Origin of the sequence: Citrobacter sp. Cpo012 (genome assembly GCF_030333015.1) — a bacterium.
Lineage (GTDB): Bacteria > Pseudomonadota > Gammaproteobacteria > Enterobacterales > Enterobacteriaceae > Citrobacter > Citrobacter portucalensis.
In genome coordinates this window covers 80,271-98,163 of sequence record NZ_JAOWGR010000030.1, presented here as the reverse complement: position 1 = coordinate 98,163, position 17,893 = coordinate 80,271, and the positions used below count along the sequence as shown (strand labels likewise).

Annotated in this window: 17 protein-coding genes; 9 read left to right on the top strand and 8 right to left on the bottom strand. The window is 48.0% G+C overall.

What is annotated here, in order from left to right:
• Positions 1 to 9: 9 nt before the first annotated feature.
• The 5 genes from OGX90_RS02690 to OGX90_RS02670 all read right to left on the bottom strand — a co-directional run bounded on the left by OGX90_RS02690 (position 10) and on the right by OGX90_RS02670 (position 6,092).
• Positions 10 to 2,295 carry a fimbria/pilus outer membrane usher protein gene (locus OGX90_RS02690; RefSeq protein ID WP_286623098.1) on the bottom strand — a complete coding sequence of 762 codons (2,286 nt, stop codon included), beginning with the start codon at positions 2,293 to 2,295 and terminating at the stop codon, positions 10 to 12.
• A gap of 55 nt (positions 2,296 to 2,350) precedes the next feature.
• Positions 2,351 to 3,073 (bottom strand): fimbrial biogenesis chaperone, encoded by a 723-nt coding sequence (locus OGX90_RS02685; RefSeq protein WP_003833508.1) that lies wholly within the window; start codon positions 3,071 to 3,073, stop codon positions 2,351 to 2,353.
• A gap of 14 nt (positions 3,074 to 3,087) precedes the next feature.
• Complete coding sequence (locus OGX90_RS02680; RefSeq protein ID WP_003833507.1) at positions 3,088 to 3,618, bottom strand: Csu type fimbrial protein; 531 nt, start codon at positions 3,616 to 3,618, stop codon at positions 3,088 to 3,090.
• A gap of 309 nt (positions 3,619 to 3,927) precedes the next feature.
• Positions 3,928 to 4,659: a MerR family transcriptional regulator gene (locus OGX90_RS02675; RefSeq protein ID WP_008784993.1), complete on the bottom strand. Its 732-nt coding sequence runs from the start codon at positions 4,657 to 4,659 to the stop codon at positions 3,928 to 3,930.
• Positions 4,660 to 4,862: 203 nt separating this feature from the next.
• The gene (locus tag OGX90_RS02670) at positions 4,863 to 6,092 is read right to left on the bottom strand and encodes a diguanylate phosphodiesterase (protein WP_286623096.1); all 1,230 of its coding nucleotides are present in this window, start codon (positions 6,090 to 6,092) and stop codon (positions 4,863 to 4,865) included.
• A gap of 318 nt (positions 6,093 to 6,410) precedes the next feature.
• On the opposite strand from OGX90_RS02670, the gene ycgZ reads away from it, so the two are divergent.
• The 4 genes from ycgZ (at position 6,411) to OGX90_RS02650 (ending at position 7,946) form a co-directional block, all read left to right on the top strand.
• Entirely contained in the window at positions 6,411 to 6,647 is a 237-nt protein-coding gene (gene ycgZ / locus OGX90_RS02665; RefSeq protein ID WP_003833500.1) for a regulatory protein YcgZ, read from the top strand.
• A gap of 40 nt (positions 6,648 to 6,687) precedes the next feature.
• On the top strand, positions 6,688 to 6,960 hold the full coding sequence (locus OGX90_RS02660; protein WP_008784991.1) for a hypothetical protein: 273 nt from the start codon (positions 6,688 to 6,690) through the stop codon (positions 6,958 to 6,960).
• Between the two features lie 34 nt (positions 6,961 to 6,994).
• Positions 6,995 to 7,261 (top strand): biofilm development regulator YmgB/AriR family protein, encoded by a 267-nt coding sequence (locus OGX90_RS02655; protein WP_008784990.1) that lies wholly within the window; start codon positions 6,995 to 6,997, stop codon positions 7,259 to 7,261.
• A gap of 133 nt (positions 7,262 to 7,394) precedes the next feature.
• The gene (locus tag OGX90_RS02650) at positions 7,395 to 7,946 is read left to right on the top strand and encodes a LuxR C-terminal-related transcriptional regulator (protein WP_286623094.1); all 552 of its coding nucleotides are present in this window, start codon (positions 7,395 to 7,397) and stop codon (positions 7,944 to 7,946) included.
• A gap of 75 nt (positions 7,947 to 8,021) precedes the next feature.
• Here OGX90_RS02650 and OGX90_RS02645 read toward each other — a convergent pair whose 3' ends face one another.
• The 3 genes from OGX90_RS02645 to OGX90_RS02635 all read right to left on the bottom strand — a co-directional run bounded on the left by OGX90_RS02645 (position 8,022) and on the right by OGX90_RS02635 (position 11,761).
• Complete coding sequence (locus OGX90_RS02645) at positions 8,022 to 9,281, bottom strand: MFS transporter (protein WP_008784988.1); 1,260 nt, start codon at positions 9,279 to 9,281, stop codon at positions 8,022 to 8,024.
• A gap of 65 nt (positions 9,282 to 9,346) precedes the next feature.
• Positions 9,347 to 10,294 (bottom strand): PfkB family carbohydrate kinase, encoded by a 948-nt coding sequence (locus OGX90_RS02640; protein WP_234692005.1) that lies wholly within the window; start codon positions 10,292 to 10,294, stop codon positions 9,347 to 9,349.
• A 30-nt stretch (positions 10,295 to 10,324) separates the two neighbouring features.
• The gene (locus OGX90_RS02635) at positions 10,325 to 11,761 is read right to left on the bottom strand and encodes a glycoside hydrolase family 32 protein (RefSeq protein WP_234692004.1); all 1,437 of its coding nucleotides are present in this window, start codon (positions 11,759 to 11,761) and stop codon (positions 10,325 to 10,327) included.
• Positions 11,762 to 11,935: 174 nt separating this feature from the next.
• On the opposite strand from OGX90_RS02635, the gene OGX90_RS02630 reads away from it, so the two are divergent.
• The 5 genes from OGX90_RS02630 (at position 11,936) to OGX90_RS02610 (ending at position 17,872) form a co-directional block, all read left to right on the top strand.
• Positions 11,936 to 12,931 (top strand): LacI family DNA-binding transcriptional regulator, encoded by a 996-nt coding sequence (locus tag OGX90_RS02630; protein ID WP_213752341.1) that lies wholly within the window; start codon positions 11,936 to 11,938, stop codon positions 12,929 to 12,931.
• A gap of 521 nt (positions 12,932 to 13,452) precedes the next feature.
• The gene (locus OGX90_RS02625; protein WP_286623089.1) at positions 13,453 to 14,307 is read left to right on the top strand and encodes an amidohydrolase family protein; all 855 of its coding nucleotides are present in this window, start codon (positions 13,453 to 13,455) and stop codon (positions 14,305 to 14,307) included.
• Between the two features lie 13 nt (positions 14,308 to 14,320).
• Complete coding sequence (locus OGX90_RS02620; RefSeq protein WP_053071042.1) at positions 14,321 to 15,700, top strand: PTS transporter subunit IIC; 1,380 nt, start codon at positions 14,321 to 14,323, stop codon at positions 15,698 to 15,700.
• 28 nt (positions 15,701 to 15,728) lie between these two features.
• Complete coding sequence (locus tag OGX90_RS02615) at positions 15,729 to 16,724, top strand: aldo/keto reductase (RefSeq protein WP_286583650.1); 996 nt, start codon at positions 15,729 to 15,731, stop codon at positions 16,722 to 16,724.
• 47 nt (positions 16,725 to 16,771) lie between these two features.
• A complete protein-coding gene (locus tag OGX90_RS02610) occupies positions 16,772 to 17,872 on the top strand; it encodes a mandelate racemase/muconate lactonizing enzyme family protein (protein ID WP_048216226.1) in 1,101 nt (366 codons plus the stop codon).
• Positions 17,873 to 17,893: the final 21 nt, after the last annotated feature.

The window sequence follows — 17,893 nt, the reverse complement described above, 5'->3', positions numbered from 1 at the left end:
GCACTCCTGTTAGTGTGGGCGACAAACCAGTGGGCCTATTTGCACAATCCCCTTTGCTGACGCGGGATAGTCAAATTGCACGCGACAACTACCGGTGTCCGTCTCAACGCGCAGCGTGTTGTGCTGCTCCAGGGTGTCGAACCATGTCATTCCATCAAAGCCAACGACAGACGATTGTCCTTTTCCGTTGATGGCGTAAGCCATGCTGCCTTCAGGAATTGGCTTACCCTGATTATCGACGAGGATAATCTGCGCAGCGCGGACGGGGGTGATGCCAAAGCTAACCAAAGTACCGGAACGATCGGCTGGCGTGGCATTCGTCTCAACGCGTGCGATCCGCATATTGGCAGGGAGATCCATCGGGTCAATACTGATCAGGTTTTTTTGATAACTGTTAAGCGGTGTGACCAGCAGTAGTCCCTGGTCATCGCTGCGACCAATCAGGTTATTTTGCAATTTGACCGGAACATCAGGCACGCCGTCAGTTGAGACGACGGCAAAACCATTATTGATTTCTCTTGCTGCAAACAGGCCGCCTCCCATAGTCACCAGCGATCCGGTTGCGCCTGCATAACCGTAATGATTATCCGGTAAACGGCTGAATCCCGCGTACGCTTTACCATAACGTCCCAGATATCCCACTTCTCCCTGGCCACTTTGCCGGGAAGCCTGCTGACTGGCAGCCAGATTCCAGCCCCAGCCGCCGTCAGCAGGGGGCGTCAGGCTGGCGTTGAGCTGGTAACCGGTTTCGTCGTTGGTACGTTGTAGGGTGCTGCTGGCGCTCAGATTGTTGTCGGTCGTGATGGTTACCATCAGATAGAGGCTACGATCGCGGTTGTCGTCAATGTTCTGGTTGAATCCGGCATTCAGTGAGATGTTGTCGGTGAGAGATTTAAACCAACTGGCATTGGCGTAGCGCACCGCATTTTCGTGTGGATATCGAAACTGCAAATAGCTCAGGCTGACATTTCCAGCTGCTTCCAGCGAATAACCAATAACCGTGTTGCTGTTAAGCGTGGGGGGCGGCTCACCGTAATGGGTGGCGACATCGCGATAATCGCCGGAAGTTGCCGTGGTACTGGTACTGAAATTAAACCGTTCGCCGGACCAACGGTAACCAAAACTGTACAAAAACCCGTTCTTTCCTGAGTCGGTACTTGCGGCAAGTGAGGTCGAAAACGTGCCGCTGCGGGTTCCTGGGATCCAGTCGTTACTGAAGCCCGCGTTAATCAGTCCATCGCTGGTTTCCGCGTGAGTCCCGGCGGTGAACGTATTGCTAAACCCGCGACGCCACGTAGCGCTCAATACTGGTGCGCTGGCATAATCAAAAGAGGAGTAACCATAATTTTCGCGTACCGTGCCTAATTCTGCCGACCAGGCGGTTAATCCTTCCCGCAGGAGTTGCTGATCGTTGTAGAACGAGAAATTTTGTACGCTCGTTCTGCCCAACGCATCTGTCATCATCACCTGACCCGTTCCCGCGCCGCTGATGTTAGGCATTGTGTTGATCTGAAAGCTACCTGCGGGGACTTCTCCGTTGTAGTACCTGACGCCGTCGACGTACAGCTCAACGTTTGATGGTAACGTCGCGGATCCCAGATATGCTGGAAGCGGGGTGGTTGGCATATAGGGCTGTAACCCAAAATCGGTGCCTATCTGAATGCCGCCGATTCGCGTCGGTCGGGACCAGATGAGTGAGCTTGTCAGGGTATCGCCAACGGTTAACGCCAACATCGAATCAGGAAATGACGTACGCCAGCTGGTATCAAGGCGCTCAACGCTGTTATCGGCATATTCCTCGGTAGAGTACTGCGTCAACTGAGTGGTGCTGAGCACGCCGGTCGCATTGAAGGCGCGAATTTCGCTGAAGGTATTGATTGCGCTTTCATCCCCCTGTTGCGTATAGATATCATAATTGAGCAGCGCCCCGCGTGATGTTGTTGCCGTTGGCGCGGTTTCGGTGGGCGAGTTAAGCTGCGTGGTCGCAAGATCGAGTGAACTGAGCGGCACAGTAAGCGAGAGCGTTTGCAACTGAACGTTGTAGTCAATGGTTAGCTGGGGGATATCGTTCAGGCAGACGGCGTTAGTGGCGTCTGGAGCAAAGCGAAAGCCCATTTTACGCAGAGTATCTGCTCCTGCATAAAGCTTTCCATTATCGTAGCCAAAATGAACCAGCCCAACGGGATTCCCATTTAAGGTGACGTCGAGATACAAATCGACTCCCGTAATCTGCGAGGCGCTATTAATAACACCATTTTCGTTCTGGTTATTATTCAGCGTTTGTGCGCAAACCATTCCCGATATTAATACTCCATTGAGAAAGCAATATTTCACCAGAAGCCAGGATCTGTTACAGATCTTGTACTGTTTTTTGGCCATTGATTGTGACTTCAACTTTCCCGCCGTAATGATTATTCCTGGCTGACGGGGAAACTATCCAGCGCATTGTTGATCCGGGTAAAACGTAGCCTAATAGTCCGGGTGTAATGACTTTTTTAGTACCGTCAGGGCTTATAAATGTTGCAGCAGATAACTGTGCATGCCCATTTCCCTGATTACTGACTTCAATAAATTTTTTGCCATCCAGCTGCTGTAATTTCCATTGCAGTTTTGCCTGCGTTTGTGCCGCTGATGTTGGTTGAATGAAAACGGGAACAGAATAATGCAGCACAAACTGAAGCTTGTTTTTTTCTACTTTTGCAGGCGGTAACTCATCTATCGATAAACGATAAGCGTCTTCGGCATGTGCCGAGGGAGGGCTTGTACGAATAACGCGTATCAGCTGTCGTTCTCCAGGGGCCAATGCCAACATCGGCGGGCTAATCACCAGCCCCTGAGAGGGAGAAAGTTTGTCGTCATAAGCGCTTTGACTCCAGCGAAAAACCCGAACCTGGGCATTGAGCACATTTTCACCCGCGTTACTCAGCCAGATACCATCGGCATTTTGCGTCGCTTGCAACGTTAACGTGACCGGGGCTATTTGCAGTCCGCTGGCGGTGGCAAGATTGACGCTCGCAACCATCCCTAGCAGGCATGCGCAGGCACACTGCTTTACAGGCAGTTTTACTCTCATATGGCTTCCTGAAGTTAGTAGTTAACGTTAACCGTTACCGTGTCGGCATAGTCGTCAGGAGTGAAGTTGGCGCTCGGTGCGGTGGCATAAACAGTATACGTTTGCGCCAGACCTGTACCCGTCGCCGCTACCCCATTTCCAGGTGCGGTGTCGGTGGCGGTATTCCCCCACACCGGACCTGTTGCTGATGTACGATTTAGCTGATAGGGCACTTTGTCGGTATTGGTGGCAGCGTTAGCTACGGAGGACATGGCGCCAGATCCTGTTGTCGTCCCTCCATTGGCAGCCGACGGTGCCAGACCGATAAAATAGGGCGTGGTTTTTGAGCAATTAATTGAAATAGTGTTGCTTGCACTGGTATTTGTCGCCGTGGTATTCACCGGACCAAGTGTAATATTTGAAGCCGAACCGGCAGTTACGGTACAGGCCTTTTGAATCGTCATCAGCACCTGAAATGTTCCGTTAACGGTTGCTGCATTTGCCACAGAAATAATGGAAAAGGCGCAGCAACAAAGAATTAAGCGTTTGTCTAAGACTAGAGCCATATCCTTTACCTTTTTCAAATAACCACATTTATTACTTTAGAAAAACAATAATGTGGCACAAGAAGACATAATTTAACCCTAGAATAAGTATTAGACGTACGCCAGTTGATCTAATGAATTTTACTTAGGAAAAAGGTGATGTCGTCTGCAAAAAAATAATACCAATGGGTTAGTATATTGTTTTATTTTTATGCTATGGCCGGGGTTAAGTCAGGAGGATAGAGGGCAACATATTCCTTGGGTGGTACTCAAAATAACCAGCCAAAAAATGAGAGTTGTATGATTTATCTTACACGTATTACGTGTAGGTTACGGGCTGTGGAAGATGACCTTATAACCTTGTTCATTCCAGTGTTGGAGCAGTTCATTTTGTCTGCGGGTTGGCGTAATACCGGTCCAGACAAAAAGGGTTTGCCCAGGGAAAAGTTCAGGTCTTGGCGATTCAATGGGTTCAGCCAGAACGGCAATATGCCAACCAGATTGCGATAAGCGCCAGGCTTCGAGCCACAGACGGGTTCTGTCTTCAACATCCCAGGCCATCAGGAGGGCATCCTTTCCTGACTTGCGCCGCGTTTCAGACAGCAGTGTGGCAACATATTCAATCAATGCGCCATCAAGCATGCTGTTCATTATGCGGGATGTATTATGGTCAAGTATCAGCCGTTGACGTACGGGAAGATAAACGTGATCGATCAGCGCATCTACGGGGTGAACGCGACCGAGTGCAGTAATTTTGGCTCGCAGCTTCGGTGGATGCGCCATGCGAAGAATGCTCATCATCTCTTCTTGTAATTGATTCCAGTCGTCGTCAGCTTGACGGGTACTGGTTTCCAGCAATGCCTTAACTTTCCCAACAGGTATGCCATTGCTAATCCAACGTTTTATTTCTTCAATACGCTGAATATCTTCTTCATCAAAGAGTCGGTGGCCACCTTCACTGCGTTGAGGTTTGAGTAAACCGTAACGTCGTTGCCATGCCCGAAGGGTGACAGGATTTATCCCGCAACGTTCTGCGACATCCCCAATGCTGTAATAAGCCATAGTTCCCCCGGACACTCCTGATTCTCCGTCACCGATATGCGGTTCCTGTTACTTTGTACAACATGCATCAAATTGTACAAAACATACAGAGGATTCTAGCAAAATTAAGATTTACTTTACTATCACGCAGGGAGTAAATGCTGAATTTTTATGTTCAGCATGAGGGCGGTTGTGGTGATTGTTTATTTATAACAATGCGTTAGTTATTTTGACGCTGAGAAATCATTTTTCTCTGGCCATGCAACAGACGGAATACCATTCAGGCAGGCTTGTGCAAAAAGGTTACCCTGGAAGATTTCAATACCTGCGGACTCAAGCCACATCCACTCTTCAGGTTTTTCAACGCCGACTGCGGAAATCATGATTTCCAGTGAAGTGCAACATTTGATAATTGCCTGAATGATGGCCTGTCTTGGTCCACTTTTATGCACATCCGTGATCAGCTCGCGGCTTATCTTAATTCGGTCGGGTTGAAAACGAGACAGAAGCTGAAGCCCGGCAAAACCTGCCCCAAAATGATCTATCGCCACACAGATCCCCGCAGCCTTGAGTGACTTTACGGCCTGCGCGAACGTATCAAAGCGCGATATAACTTCGCTTTCGGTAAACTCTACAATGATTTGTTCAGGCACCAGTCCGTGCGCCGCGATTTCGTTTATCAGAAAGCTGACTGCATCGGGTTTGTTTACCAGGGTCATGGGGAGCAGATTGACTGACAGCATTTTGTCGTTAAGTCCCAGCGCGCTTGCCATTGCAAAAGCAGTCTTTTTGCTCTGCAGATCCGCGGTATACAGTTCTTCAGGATTTAAGTTGCCAAAATAAGTTGCGGGCGTTTCACCGTCTCTACCACGAATAAGTGCTTCCAGAGCAATGACGCACTGCGACATAGGATCGATAATGGGTTGAAAAGCAAAGCTGAAATCGATATTGGACTGGAGTGTGCTTTCATCCAGGAGAGTACAAGAGTTGTCGGCAATAAAACTCCAGTAATCAGGCGCAGGTATTTCAAAATAACTCGATTTTTCCGTCGCAAGGACAAATGTGCGGAAAAACTGTAATGCCCGGTCATCATAGGTGAGCTGAAATTTTGATGTTCCCTTGTTAAGTACCGCTTGCAGGACGTCATTGCGTTCATGTTTTTGTAAATCAAATAACTCCATTCCCACCTTTCCGAATCTTCTCGCAGGCGCGTAATCACACATCAGCTCAACGATATTGTGGTGCCGTGGATCGTTACATATACAACGATAAATCTCTTTTACCTGCTCCTCAGGTCCTTCAAGCAGTTGGAAAAAGTGGCGGCCATTAAAGAGTAAAATCCCCGTAACATCGGATCGCCGGTTTTTTAGATTTGCGGCTGTCACCATATCCTCAAGCGCTCTGAGGGGGGCGTCATCACGTAGATGGCTACGGTAAATAATGGTCGTGAGCATGGACAGTCCGGGATCAAGGGAAGGGAAGAGATATGGACAGTATCAAACAAACCAGCTTATGTCCTGATTTTAATACATTATTCTAACTTTATTTTTACAAACAAAGACCCTCAAACAGATCGAATTCATTCGTTAAACGAAGTGAGTTGTACAACTGAATTTGATTTTATGTAATTTGATACTTATCTAAATTATTGATTGTATTGATTTAGCACTTTTTGATAAAAATTGATGGTTCGCGTTGTACACATTTTTGGTACAACTTTGCTACTGTTATAAAACTTAATATTCACCAGCATTTTGTTACAGGAGCATGACATGCAGCAGCATACCGTTCGCACTGATACTGCAAGCGCGATTTCTCGTTACTTTGCGAAGGCGCATCTGCCAACTCAACAGGAAACATTGGGAGAAATCGTCACTGAGATACTCAAGGATGGACGAAATCTGAACCGCAAATCACTTTGCACCAAGCTTCTGTGTCGTCTTGAAAAAGCATCCGGGGAGAAAGAACAGAAACATTACAATGCGTTAATTGGCCTGCTTTTTGAGTAAAATAAACCCCTTACTTATAGGGGTAAGTAGTGAAGGAGTTATGAAGAAAACTGATAGTGAACGCCTGAAACATGAAATTACAGGTTTGGCTGTGCTAGAAATTTTGCGAATGCATACAGACGTTTCGTTAGCTGCAGTGATTAAGCAATTGCGACTTATGCAGGCCAGTGAAATAGATGGCACACGCAAGCAATTAATTGACAGCGTTATCAATGATTTTACAAACATTAATCCGGGGAAGATAAGTAGAAAACCGGATAAAACCAGAGATGAGAGTGCTTTCAGTGCCAGCAAAAACCCTAAATTACATTAAAGATAATCTTCCAGACTATACAAGCGAGGTTACCATGCTTCATGAAATTAATGTCCACAGTGTAATGACGGATAAAGCTTTATCAAGTTACTTCCATAATGCAGGTGAGCTATTAGCAGATGAGTCTGTGGTATTGGGACAGGCGGTAACAAATGTAATTCTGGCAGGTGATAATGTTAATAACAAAAACATCATTTTAAGCCTGATTAGTTCTCTGGAATCAACAGTTGACGTTGTCCAGGCAGATGTTATCAGAAAAACCCTGGAAATAGTGCTGCGCTACACAGCTGACGACGTCTAAAAAGTCTTCATGTTAATATAATATGTACAGTACCTTTGTTATATGCTGAAAGCACTCATGCTGAGCATTTTTTTGATTAAGACTATACATAGCACCCTCTATAGAACAATTGTGATTTTTCATTGAGGCCATAATGATGAACATCGTTCAGGAACACACTGGAAACGCAGAGTTATGGATAGATGATATTTTTATCAGACAAGGGCTAAAGAATATTCTTGCAGATATTGTTTTCGAAGATGATAAGACGTATCTGGTTTTTTTCACCGCCAATCACTTTGAGGCGGTAAAAAGGCAAAATTACGATCTGAAAACGCATCGTCTGGTACTGCTGATTGATGGCCATCTGTACAGATATCTCAATGATTTATCACTTTACAGACTGCCAATAGATGTTAGCGTTGCCACCTTCAAACAATATATTATTGATATTACTCGTTCTGGCGGTATACACGACAATCAGTCGGAACTAAATATTTCGCTGACTGCGCGAGATAAATATATTTTAACGCAGTTAGGAGAAGGTCGAACTATTTTTGAGATATCCGCCTTGTTAAATCTACATTTGAAAACGATTTACCAGGCCAGGCAGAATCTGATCAAGAAGCTTGGTTGTTCTGGGCTGATTGATTTTCAGGGAATACTGCGAGCGAAAATATTCCGCAAATGGCTGGAACATGCCTGAGTAAATCGACAGTTCGTACTTACTGTTGGGGGATACGACAGGGCCAATGGCCCTGTCCGATATATTTTAACTTCGCTACTCTGTCACCAGTTCATTTCCCATCTTCTGCTGATGATGCTTTTTGCTCAACGAGAAATAGCCAAATATTAGTGTTATTATCACAATGCTGGCCATAATCAGGAAGATTTCCTGATAGCCCACTTTATCAAACAATTTACCGACAGGCAGTGACAGCACGATAATGCCAATGGAACTGGCGATATTGAAGCCAATGAGATATATCGTTGATGACAGGCGTTTATCAAAATTCGCTACGCTGAATTTAAACACTGAAATAACAAACAGTGGGACTTCCAGCGCATGAAGCATTTTAATCAAGGAGATAATATAGATATCGGTGAACAGTGCTGAACCCAGGATTCGACAGGCCATGATTGTGCCACCCAGCAGCAATGCGGATTTAGGCCCGATGCGGTTAATCAGGAATGGAACCAGCGCCATACCGACGGCTTCCATAAAGACCTGTACCGAGTTGAGGTAGCCGTATACGCGTGGTGCCAGTTCGGGATCGTCAAATAAGCTGGCGTAAAACACCGGGAACATCTGCTGATCGTAGATGCTATAGAACGACCAGGTACCGACGACAAAGATAACGAAAAACCAGAACTGCGTATCTTTAAAGATAGTGAGAAAATCCTTTCGGGTCAGCGCGTCAGGTTCAGGAGAGCGCGTTTTTACAGAAGATGGGGCGGGTGAGTTGGTTTTGAACAACACGTTAATCAACAGGAATAACACCCCCATTACCGATACGCACCAGAAGTTAATGTGTGGGTTGATGCTGAAGAAGATACCGCCAACAAATGTCCCTGCGGCGTAGCCAAGCGATCCCCACAAGCGGGCGGTGCCGAATTCAAAGTTGAATTTGCGGCTCACTTTTTCGACGAAGCTTTCTACCAGACCACAACCAGCGAGGTAGCCAAGGCCAAAGAAAATGGCTCCCAGCGCCATACCAAGTTTGAAGTTGGAGGTCAGCAGCGGTTCGTAAACATAAATCAGGAACGGGCCGCTGAGCGTGATGACTATCCCCATCAGCCAGATAAGGTGTTTACGGGTGCCGAGCTTATCCTGCAGAAAACCGTAGACCAGCATAAACAGCATGCTAAAGAACTGGTTTACGGCATACAGCATTCCCAGCTCCGTTCCGGACAGGCCAAGTTTATTTTTTAGCCATATCGCATAAAAAGACCACCACAACGACCAGGCGGCAAAGAAAAAAAGCAGATACCCGGACGAGTACCGATATTTGTCATTACTGAACGGCATATTTATCTTCATGATTTTTCCAATCCAGATCAGGTCATTGTAAGGTCTTTCTGATACGACGTAACGAGTGCGCTTTATTACGGGGTAATCGTTCTCCGTAGCGACGGTTGTGACTGAATAAAGCTGCTCAGGTGTTGGCTGTCGGGAAACGCGCTTAGCGCGCCACGCCGGGTGGTCGCCAGAGCACCACAAGCGCTGGCCTGCTCGATAAGTGGAAGTAGCGTTGACGTCGATGTGGGCCAGCCTTCCTCGGCGAGTGCCGCCAGCAGCCCGGCCATAAAGGCATCACCGGCGCCGGTAGTATCGATACTTTCGACGTTATAGCCGCTTAAAGTTAGCCTGCTGTTTTGCCAGAAAGCGATAGCGCCGTCGGCACCGCGGGTGACGATTTTCAGGCGTGCAGGAAAATCAACCAGACGTTCGCAGGCGCAACTGAGACAGTTGGTCTGTGTTAGCCACAGCAGCTCTTCTTCCGACATCTTCAGAATGTCGCTCTGCCGGGCAAACTCGTTGACAAGGTCAAACATCTGCATCTCGTTGCTCCACATCTGCGGACGCAGATTGATGTCAAAGCTCAGAGTACCGCCGGTCTGTCGCAATGCGGCCATAGCCTGGGCGAGGGTGGCGCGGCAGTCAGGGGCAACCAGCGCCAGCGAGCAGAAGTGCAGAATATCGGCGCCAAAGTCGGGCAGGCTCGCCGGGCTGAGAAATTGATCGGCAGACGGATTGACCAAAAACTCAAACTGCCGCTCGCCGTTGGGAGCCAGTGAAACCAGTACGGTACTGGTGTGCTGATGTGCATCAAACTCCAGACTTCCTGTATCCACCTGCGCTGTTTCCAGCGTCTGATGCAGAAAGCGACCAAAAGTGTCATTGCCCACACGGCCAATAAAACCGCTGGCGCGGCCAAGGCGAGCCACGCCGATTGCCACATTGAAGGGAGCGCCTCCCGCGCAGGCTTCAAACTGCATATTGTCGCGCGGCAATAAATCCACCACAGCGTCTCCGAGCGTCCAGATAGTCATTATTTTTCCCCAAAGCAGTAAGACGGGTGTTTATTTGGCGCTGAGCGGCCAGGCATGCCCTTGATTAAAAATGGCGTGTCCGTTCAGGCTGAATAAGGTCAGTTGGCGATCGTCCGGTTCAGGATAAATACGACTGCTAAGGGTATATTCACCGTGATTGACAAATACCTCTACCGAGGAGCTGTCGATAAATAAGCGCAGATCCAGCCGGTCACCAACTGGCAGCGGCACGCTGCGATAACCAGAGAGACTATGCTGCGGGTAGCGGCGATCCAGCACCAAACGCTGTGCCTGAGCATCGACGTAGACCCGTAGTCCATCACCCAGCGCGATACCATATTCTTCAGCACTGCTGCGGGCGATATCGAGACTCAATTCGACTTCAATAGCGTGCGCCTGCTCCTCTACCATCAGGGTGCGATTGTGTAGTTCGCTGACTGGCCAGACATGAAGCTCACCGCGTAATAATTCCAGCTCTTTCACCGGGTTCATACGCAGCCGCTGATCGGTATCGAGCGTCACCTCGCGGGGGAGGGTAAGCATGCCCGCCCAGCCGTCGGCTTGTTCTGGCATTGGCGATTCCCACATCGACAGCCAGCCAATCACGATGCGGCGCCCATCCGGGGTGGTAAATGACTGGGGGGCGTAAAAATCATGCCCGTGATCCATCTCCTGGAAGGCGTGGGTGACGTGAAAATGGAGATTATCCTGCCATTCGCCGACCATATAGCCGCTCTGGAACAGGTTACGGTAATCGTATCCGTCTGCGGCGATGCCCTGCGGCGAGAACATGAAGACGAGATTATTGTTGAGTGGGAAGAGGTCTGGGCACTCCCACATGTAGCCCATGCCGTCATCGGCCCTGCCAAGCGTGCTGGCAAACTGCCAGTGCTGTAGATCTTGCGAGCGATAGAGCTGCACTTCGCCCACGTCATCGACCCGGGCGCCCACCACCATGTACCAGTTGTCTCCCTCTTGCCAGACTTTCGGATCGCGAAAATGGTGTACACCTCGCGGGGTATCCAGAATCATGCCCTGGCGTTCAAAGTGAATTCCATCGGTGCTGGTGGCCAGGCACTGTACCTGATACAGGTTTTCCTCTTTCGCCTCGCCGTCAAACTTATGTCCGGTGTAGATCAGGGCCAGCTTATTGCCTTCAACCACCGCTGAACCGGAAAAACAGCCGTCTTTATCTTCCGGCCCTTCTGGTGCCAGTGCGATGGGTAAGTGCTCCCAGTTCACCATATCGCGGCTGCGCGCATGGCCCCAGTGCATTGGTCCCCAGACCGGCTGCCACGGATAGTGCTGATAGAACGCATGGTAGTAACCATCGAACCAGGACAGGCCGTTGGGATCGTTCATCCAACCCGCCGGTGGCGCCAGGTGATAGTGTGGATACCAACGCGGGTTTATAAGGTCTTTCTGCTGGCTTAAGGCTTCGTTGGCTTTGGAAAGTAGTGACGTCATTTGCTTGTCCCTGTAAGTGAATTGTCCAAAAGATAACGTTAACATTCTCGGTTTTCTCGCAGATTTGATGGTAATATCGATGTTAATCACAAAAGTTAACGTTAACATTTTGCAGGTGTTATCGAGATCGCATTTTCAGACCCCGGCAAAGTGAACACCGGCGAAGGAGAGGGTATGGCATCTTTAAAGGATGTGGCGCAGCGGGCTAACGTCTCGTTAATGACCGTATCGCGGGCGATTAACGAGCCCGAACGGCTACGGCCTGAAACCTATAAAAAGGTGATGGAAGCGGTAGATGCGCTGGGGTATGTCTCCGATCTCTCCGCTAAAAAAATTCGTGGTGCAAAAACCACGGCTAACACGATTGGGGTGCTGGCGTTGGACACCATGACTACGCCATTTTCCGTGGAGATAACGCTCTCTATCGAAGAGACCGCGCGGGCACACGGTTGGAATAGCTTTGTGGTGAATATGTTCAGCAATGACAAGCCAGAGAAAATGGTTGATCTGCTGCTGGCGCATCGTCCGGACGGTATTATCTACACCGCGATGGGGCTGCGCCAGGTACCGGTACCGGAAAAGCTGCATAAGTATCGCTGCGTGCTGGCGAACTGCGAAAGCACAAGCGGCCCTTTCCCCACCTATATTCCCGATGATGAACAAGGGCAATATCTTGGCGTGAAAGCGCTGCTGGCCGCAGGCTATCGCCGACTGCTGTGCATCCACCTGCCGAAAGGAATTGTGGCGACCGATCGCCGTCGGGCGGGAATGGAAAGGGCTTGTCGTGAAGCGGGTGTCGACCCTGATGCAATGTTCCACCACTATCTTCCGCCGGGCGAGCGCCACCATATTGATGCGGCGGAGATTGCCGGGCATTACCTGAGCGGCGCGCGCCCGATGTTCGATGCGGTGGTGTGCGGTAACGACCGCGTGGCTTTTGTTATTTACCAGGTCTTGCTGGGGCGAGGGCTGCGCATTCCGCAGGACGTCGCTGTGCTGGGCTATGACAATATGGTGGGCACCGGCGAGCTATTTTTGCCGCCGCTATCAACGGTACAGCTGCCGCACTATGAAATCGGGCGTCTTAGCGCGCTGCATCTTATCCAGGGGCTCGATCACCGGGATACCGTGCGGGTAGACAGCCCCTGGCTTCCGCGCGCCTCAATATGATTAACCTAACTGCTTCGTTTCATCAACCGGAGGGATGTGTGAATTATGTGGGGGTATCGCTAATTTTCTGGTGGATGTTACAAAACTGAAACGTGGGGGGACTGTTAAGTCACTGTTTAGCGCGCAAGGCTCAAAGTTGGGGCGTGTATTAAACTCTCGTCGTAATTTAGGGTTTCAATAAAATAACCGTTATTTATTAATGTTAACGTATCAATACATCGTAACTTACGAAACGTTTAGATTTTAGTTCGTACTTACCCATCCATAGCTCTTCTCTGCTCATTCTGCTTCTGTAATTTCAGCGGGACGTACAAGCGTCCACCACATTAACCACATGCAATAGTTCAGCCAGTGACATCGGATTCTACGGCGGTTATAGGCTTTTACGTCCCTTTTTTAGCCTACAGATAAACCGTGAAAATTGTGATCCCGTACTCAGATAGTGCATTCCGTGGTTGCCTTTTAACCACAGACTTTTATTGTATTCTCATTGTATACAATTAAAATACAGGAGAGTGAGTATGAAAGTGATTGATACCCATAACCATGTTTGGCATTGCCAGGGAGAACATTTTGCCTGGATCACAGACGATCTGGCGGCAATTCGCCGTGATTTTCTTATTGACGATTTGCAGACCGTATTGGCTGAAAACCACATCGAAGGCGCCATTTTAGTACAAGCCATCCCTTCAATTGAGGAGACCGAATGGCTGCTGGAAATAGCTGAGCATCACGATGAAGTAAAAGGTGTTGTGGGATGGGTGGATATAAACCGCGGGGCTGGGATCGCAGAGGATTTGCAGAGACTGCAGAGAAAATCCCGCTATCTGAAAGGCATCCGCTATATGTCTCAGGGCTTGCCTGAGAGCCATTTAGTGACCCCGCAATTTATCCAGGGGGTACGATGCGTTGGAGAGCAGGGGCTGGTGTATGAACTGCTGGTTACGCACCAACAGCTGGAGGCGGCAAGCCAGCTTATCTCTGCTTGTCCGGAAGTGACCTTTGTTATCGAACATGCGGCAAAACCCGCAGTTCGCGACGGAGAAATTACCCGCTGGCGTGAACAGTTAATGTTGATTGGTGAGGCTTACAGCAATGTTTTTTGCAAACTATCAGGCCTGGTCACGGAAGCAGATTATGCCCGCTGGACGGGACCTGGGCAGGCGAGCCAGGAGCTTGAACCTTATTTTAGCTCGGTTTTTGCCGCATTTGGTGATGAGCGAGTGATGTATGGATCCGACTGGCCTGTTTCTCTACTGGCATTACCGTATGCCGACACTTTAGGGCTTTACCAGAACTACCTGCAATCTCACCAGGCTCATTCCAGCGATAACTTTTTTTATCGCGTGGCAGAGAAGGTTTACTCATTAAAGTAACAGGGGGGCACTTATGGAAGTCGTTCAATATATCCTCGGATTTGGCCCGGCAGTGGTCATTCCAATGATTATGTTTTTATTTGCCGTGCTATTTGGCGCGAAACTTGCCGATGCGGCGAAAAATGCAATGACGGTAGGTATTGGGTTTCTCGGTCTTTCGTTGCTGATCGGTTTTATGGTGACATCACTTAGCAGCTCGACAGAAGCGATGGTAAAAAACCTCAATCTTCATTATGAAGTATTGGATCTGGGCTGGCCGTTAATTAGCGCCTTCAGTCTGGCTGCGCTTTCTCTGCCGATTGTTTATGCGTTATGTTTTGCCACTAATTTGTTGATGATTTCAACCAATACCACCAAAACTCTTAACGTTGATTTTTGGAATTACTGGCACTTTGTATTTGCCGGAATCATCGTTGAACAGGTGACGGGTTCATTTTGGATGGGGATTTTTGCAAGTTGGATCACATTTATTATTACGCTAAAAATCGCCGATTACATTGCCCCACATGTGCAGAAATTCTGTGACACGCCAAACGTGACCATTACTCAGGCGGAGATCGTCGCATGGGCCCCGCTGGCATTTTTAATGGACCGTGTAATTGATCGCATTCCGTTGATTAACAAAATTGACCTTAATCTCAGCAAAATTGAAGCCAAACTAGGGTTTTTTGGTAGTCCGTTAGCGATGGGGGCCATTCTGGGGGTGATCATCGGTATGCTTGGCGCGCTACCGTTCAGCGATATTATTAAGAGTGGAATGAATTTTGCTGCGGTCATGGTGTTATTACCGACGATGGCGGGAGTGCTGGTCAGTGGTCTGGTACCGATTACTGAAATTGCTTCTGAATGGGTAAAGAAACGTTTTCCAACAAAGTCACTTTATTTTGGTATCAGCGGTGAAATTGCTTTTAAAAACCCTGCGGTATTGTCTGTAGGTATTTTGATGGTGCCACTCACGATCCTGATTAGTACTATTTTGCCTTTTAATACCATGATGCCATTCGCCGATATTCCTTATCTGCCGATATTTGTTGTCTTTGGCACGGTTGCATGCAACGGAAACATGTTCCGTGGATTAATTAATGGCATTGTCATCGTGTGTGGGATCCTGTGGTTTGGTTCGGATCTCGCTGTAGTGTCGCAGGCTTTGGCCGAAAAGGCACAACTGAATGTGCCAAAAGAGATGATGGCCTCATCAATCGATGGTGGCTCACACGCTATATCTTATATCTTCTACAAAATGTTCGAGCTGTTAAAAGGAATGAATCCTGCGCTCTTGTGTCTTTTTTCTATCGTAGTGACCGGGATTATTATTTATGTGCTGAAGTTGATTTTTAATATTAATAATAAATCAACAGCAGCGACCTCATTAACTGCAAACAAAGTTGACTAAGAATACTGATAAACATCAGGGGAATATTATGATCACTCAGAATACAATTAAAAGTGTAGGGCTTAGTGTACCTTCTTTAACCTTCGGCGCAGCCAGCCTGGCTAACTTATTCAGAACGCTGAGCAATAACGAAGCCATGGACATTGTTGATAAGGCCATTCAGGTTGGCTGGCGCTACTTTGATACTGCACCACATTATGGCAGCGGACTTTCTGAGTTGCGTTTAGGTCTGGGATTACGTGGACTGGAGCGTAGCGAATATGTTTTGTCCACCAAGGTTGGTCGTCTGCTGCAATCCCGGAAACAAGAGCCAGGCCTTGAAGCAGGAGAATTTTTTTATGATGAGAACCCTTTTAACCGACAGGCTGATTACTCCTATGAGGGCATCATGCGCTCATACGAAAACTCTATCCAGCGGCTGGGAACCCGTTATATCGACATTCTCTATGTACACGATCTCGGCACTTATACCTACGGCAATACGGAACTGGAACGCCAACATTTTAAAACCTTCTGTGAGTCAGGGCAGAAAGCACTAGAAGAGCTTAAGCGCAATGGTGATATCAAAGCCTGGGGCGCAGGCGCGAATGAAGAGGCAATCCTGATGGAGGTGATGGATAACGCTGCCCCGGATATCTTAATGCTCGCCAACCGCTACAACCTGCTGGAAACAGACCGTCAGGCTTTCTTTGCCAAATGTGAAAGCAACAATGTTTCGGTGGCTGTTGCTGCACCTTTCGCTACCGGAGTTTTAGTCGCGAAAGATAAATCTAAGGCGTTGTATGAATACGGTTCCGCGCCAGCGCAGGTTATTGAAAAAGTAAATGCGATAGAAGCGCTATGTGCAAAATATGCCGTACCGATTGGTGCTGCGGCGCTGCAATTCCCATTAAGAAACCAAAATGTGGTCACCGTAACCTGCGGCGTTCAATCCGTAGAACAAGCGTTGACTAATTTTGCCTGGGCTAACTGGGATATTCCGCAGGAATTGTGGGATGAACTGGCCAGCATTGGTATTCAGTAAGCATCATTTGTAACTTTGCGAAAAAATTAACAGATATTGAGGATGTAATGAAAATAGTTAAAGCCGAAATCTTTATGGTTGATTTGAAACCTAAAGTAAAACGTGTCGATGCGATTCAGTCTTTTGTCTCACAAGAGACGCCGATTATTCGTTTAACAACATCGAGTGGAGAAATTGGTGAGGGCTATACCTACACAATTGGCACCGGCGGCTCATCTGTGGTTGCGCTGTTACGAGATCACCTGTTACCGAAATTGATTGGTCAGGATGCGACGATGATTGAGGGCATCTGGGAATCATTGCTGTTCTCAACTCACGCGACCTCGGTTGGCGCCATTACGTCTCTGGCACTGGCAGCCATTGATACCGCATTATGGGATTTGAAGTGTAAGCGCATGAATTTGCCGCTGTATAAAGTCGCAGGTGGTGCGAAGTCGCGCATGAAGTTATACACCACCGAAGGGGGCTGGCTGCATTTAAGCACTCAGGAATTAGTTGATGATGCGCTGGCTGTTAAGGCGCAGGGATTCTGCGGTTCTAAAATCAAAATTGGTTCTGAAAGTCCGGTGCGTGATATCGAGCGTTTGACTGCTGTACGTGAAGCGGTGGGTGATGAGTACGTGATCATGACTGATTGCAACCAGGCGTTTAAATTCTCGGAAGCCAAACAGCGCGCTGCGTTGTTGGAGCATATTAATCTTTCATGGATTGAAGAGCCGTTTCTGGCGCATGATGTTGATTCTCATCAAAAATTGTGTGAGTCAACCACCATTCCTGTCGCGGTGGGTGAGTCCATTTATTCTATCCAGCACTTCAAAGAGTATTTACAGAATAATGCCGCAGATATTATTCAGGTTGATGTGGCTCGTATTGGTGGTATTACACCATGGCTTAAAGTTGCACATATGGCGGAATGCTTTAATAAAATTGTCTGTCCGCATTTCTTGATGGAATTGCATATATCATTATGTTGCGCCATTACTAATAGCCGTTGGTTGGAATATATTCCACAGCTCGATAGTGTTACTCTAAATAAAGTGAATATTCGCGAAGGATATGCTTTCCCACCAGAAGAACCTGGTTTGGGTATTCAGTGGGACTGGCAGAAAATACAGGCTGATACTGTTGTTTACCATGTCATTGAATAAAACAATTTTTATTTTCTCAGG

Coding starts and splice junctions, on each gene's coding strand:
- OGX90_RS02690 (WP_286623098.1), bottom strand. CDS start 2,295: ATGGTTTGCGCACAAACGCTGAATAATAACCAGAACGAAAATGGTGTT.
- OGX90_RS02685 (WP_003833508.1), bottom strand. CDS start 3,073: ATGAGAGTAAAACTGCCTGTAAAGCAGTGTGCCTGCGCATGCCTGCTA.
- OGX90_RS02680 (WP_003833507.1), bottom strand. CDS start 3,618: ATGGCTCTAGTCTTAGACAAACGCTTAATTCTTTGTTGCTGCGCCTTT.
- OGX90_RS02675 (WP_008784993.1), bottom strand. CDS start 4,659: ATGGCTTATTACAGCATTGGGGATGTCGCAGAACGTTGCGGGATAAAT.
- OGX90_RS02670 (WP_286623096.1), bottom strand. CDS start 6,092: ATGCTCACGACCATTATTTACCGTAGCCATCTACGTGATGACGCCCCC.
- ycgZ (WP_003833500.1), top strand. CDS start 6,411: ATGCAGCAGCATACCGTTCGCACTGATACTGCAAGCGCGATTTCTCGT.
- OGX90_RS02660 (WP_008784991.1), top strand. CDS start 6,688: ATGAAGAAAACTGATAGTGAACGCCTGAAACATGAAATTACAGGTTTG.
- OGX90_RS02655 (WP_008784990.1), top strand. CDS start 6,995: ATGCTTCATGAAATTAATGTCCACAGTGTAATGACGGATAAAGCTTTA.
- OGX90_RS02650 (WP_286623094.1), top strand. CDS start 7,395: ATGATGAACATCGTTCAGGAACACACTGGAAACGCAGAGTTATGGATA.
- OGX90_RS02645 (WP_008784988.1), bottom strand. CDS start 9,281: ATGAAGATAAATATGCCGTTCAGTAATGACAAATATCGGTACTCGTCC.
- OGX90_RS02640 (WP_234692005.1), bottom strand. CDS start 10,294: ATGACTATCTGGACGCTCGGAGACGCTGTGGTGGATTTATTGCCGCGC.
- OGX90_RS02635 (WP_234692004.1), bottom strand. CDS start 11,761: ATGACGTCACTACTTTCCAAAGCCAACGAAGCCTTAAGCCAGCAGAAA.
- OGX90_RS02630 (WP_213752341.1), top strand. CDS start 11,936: ATGGCATCTTTAAAGGATGTGGCGCAGCGGGCTAACGTCTCGTTAATG.
- OGX90_RS02625 (WP_286623089.1), top strand. CDS start 13,453: ATGAAAGTGATTGATACCCATAACCATGTTTGGCATTGCCAGGGAGAA.
- OGX90_RS02620 (WP_053071042.1), top strand. CDS start 14,321: ATGGAAGTCGTTCAATATATCCTCGGATTTGGCCCGGCAGTGGTCATT.
- OGX90_RS02615 (WP_286583650.1), top strand. CDS start 15,729: ATGATCACTCAGAATACAATTAAAAGTGTAGGGCTTAGTGTACCTTCT.
- OGX90_RS02610 (WP_048216226.1), top strand. CDS start 16,772: ATGAAAATAGTTAAAGCCGAAATCTTTATGGTTGATTTGAAACCTAAA.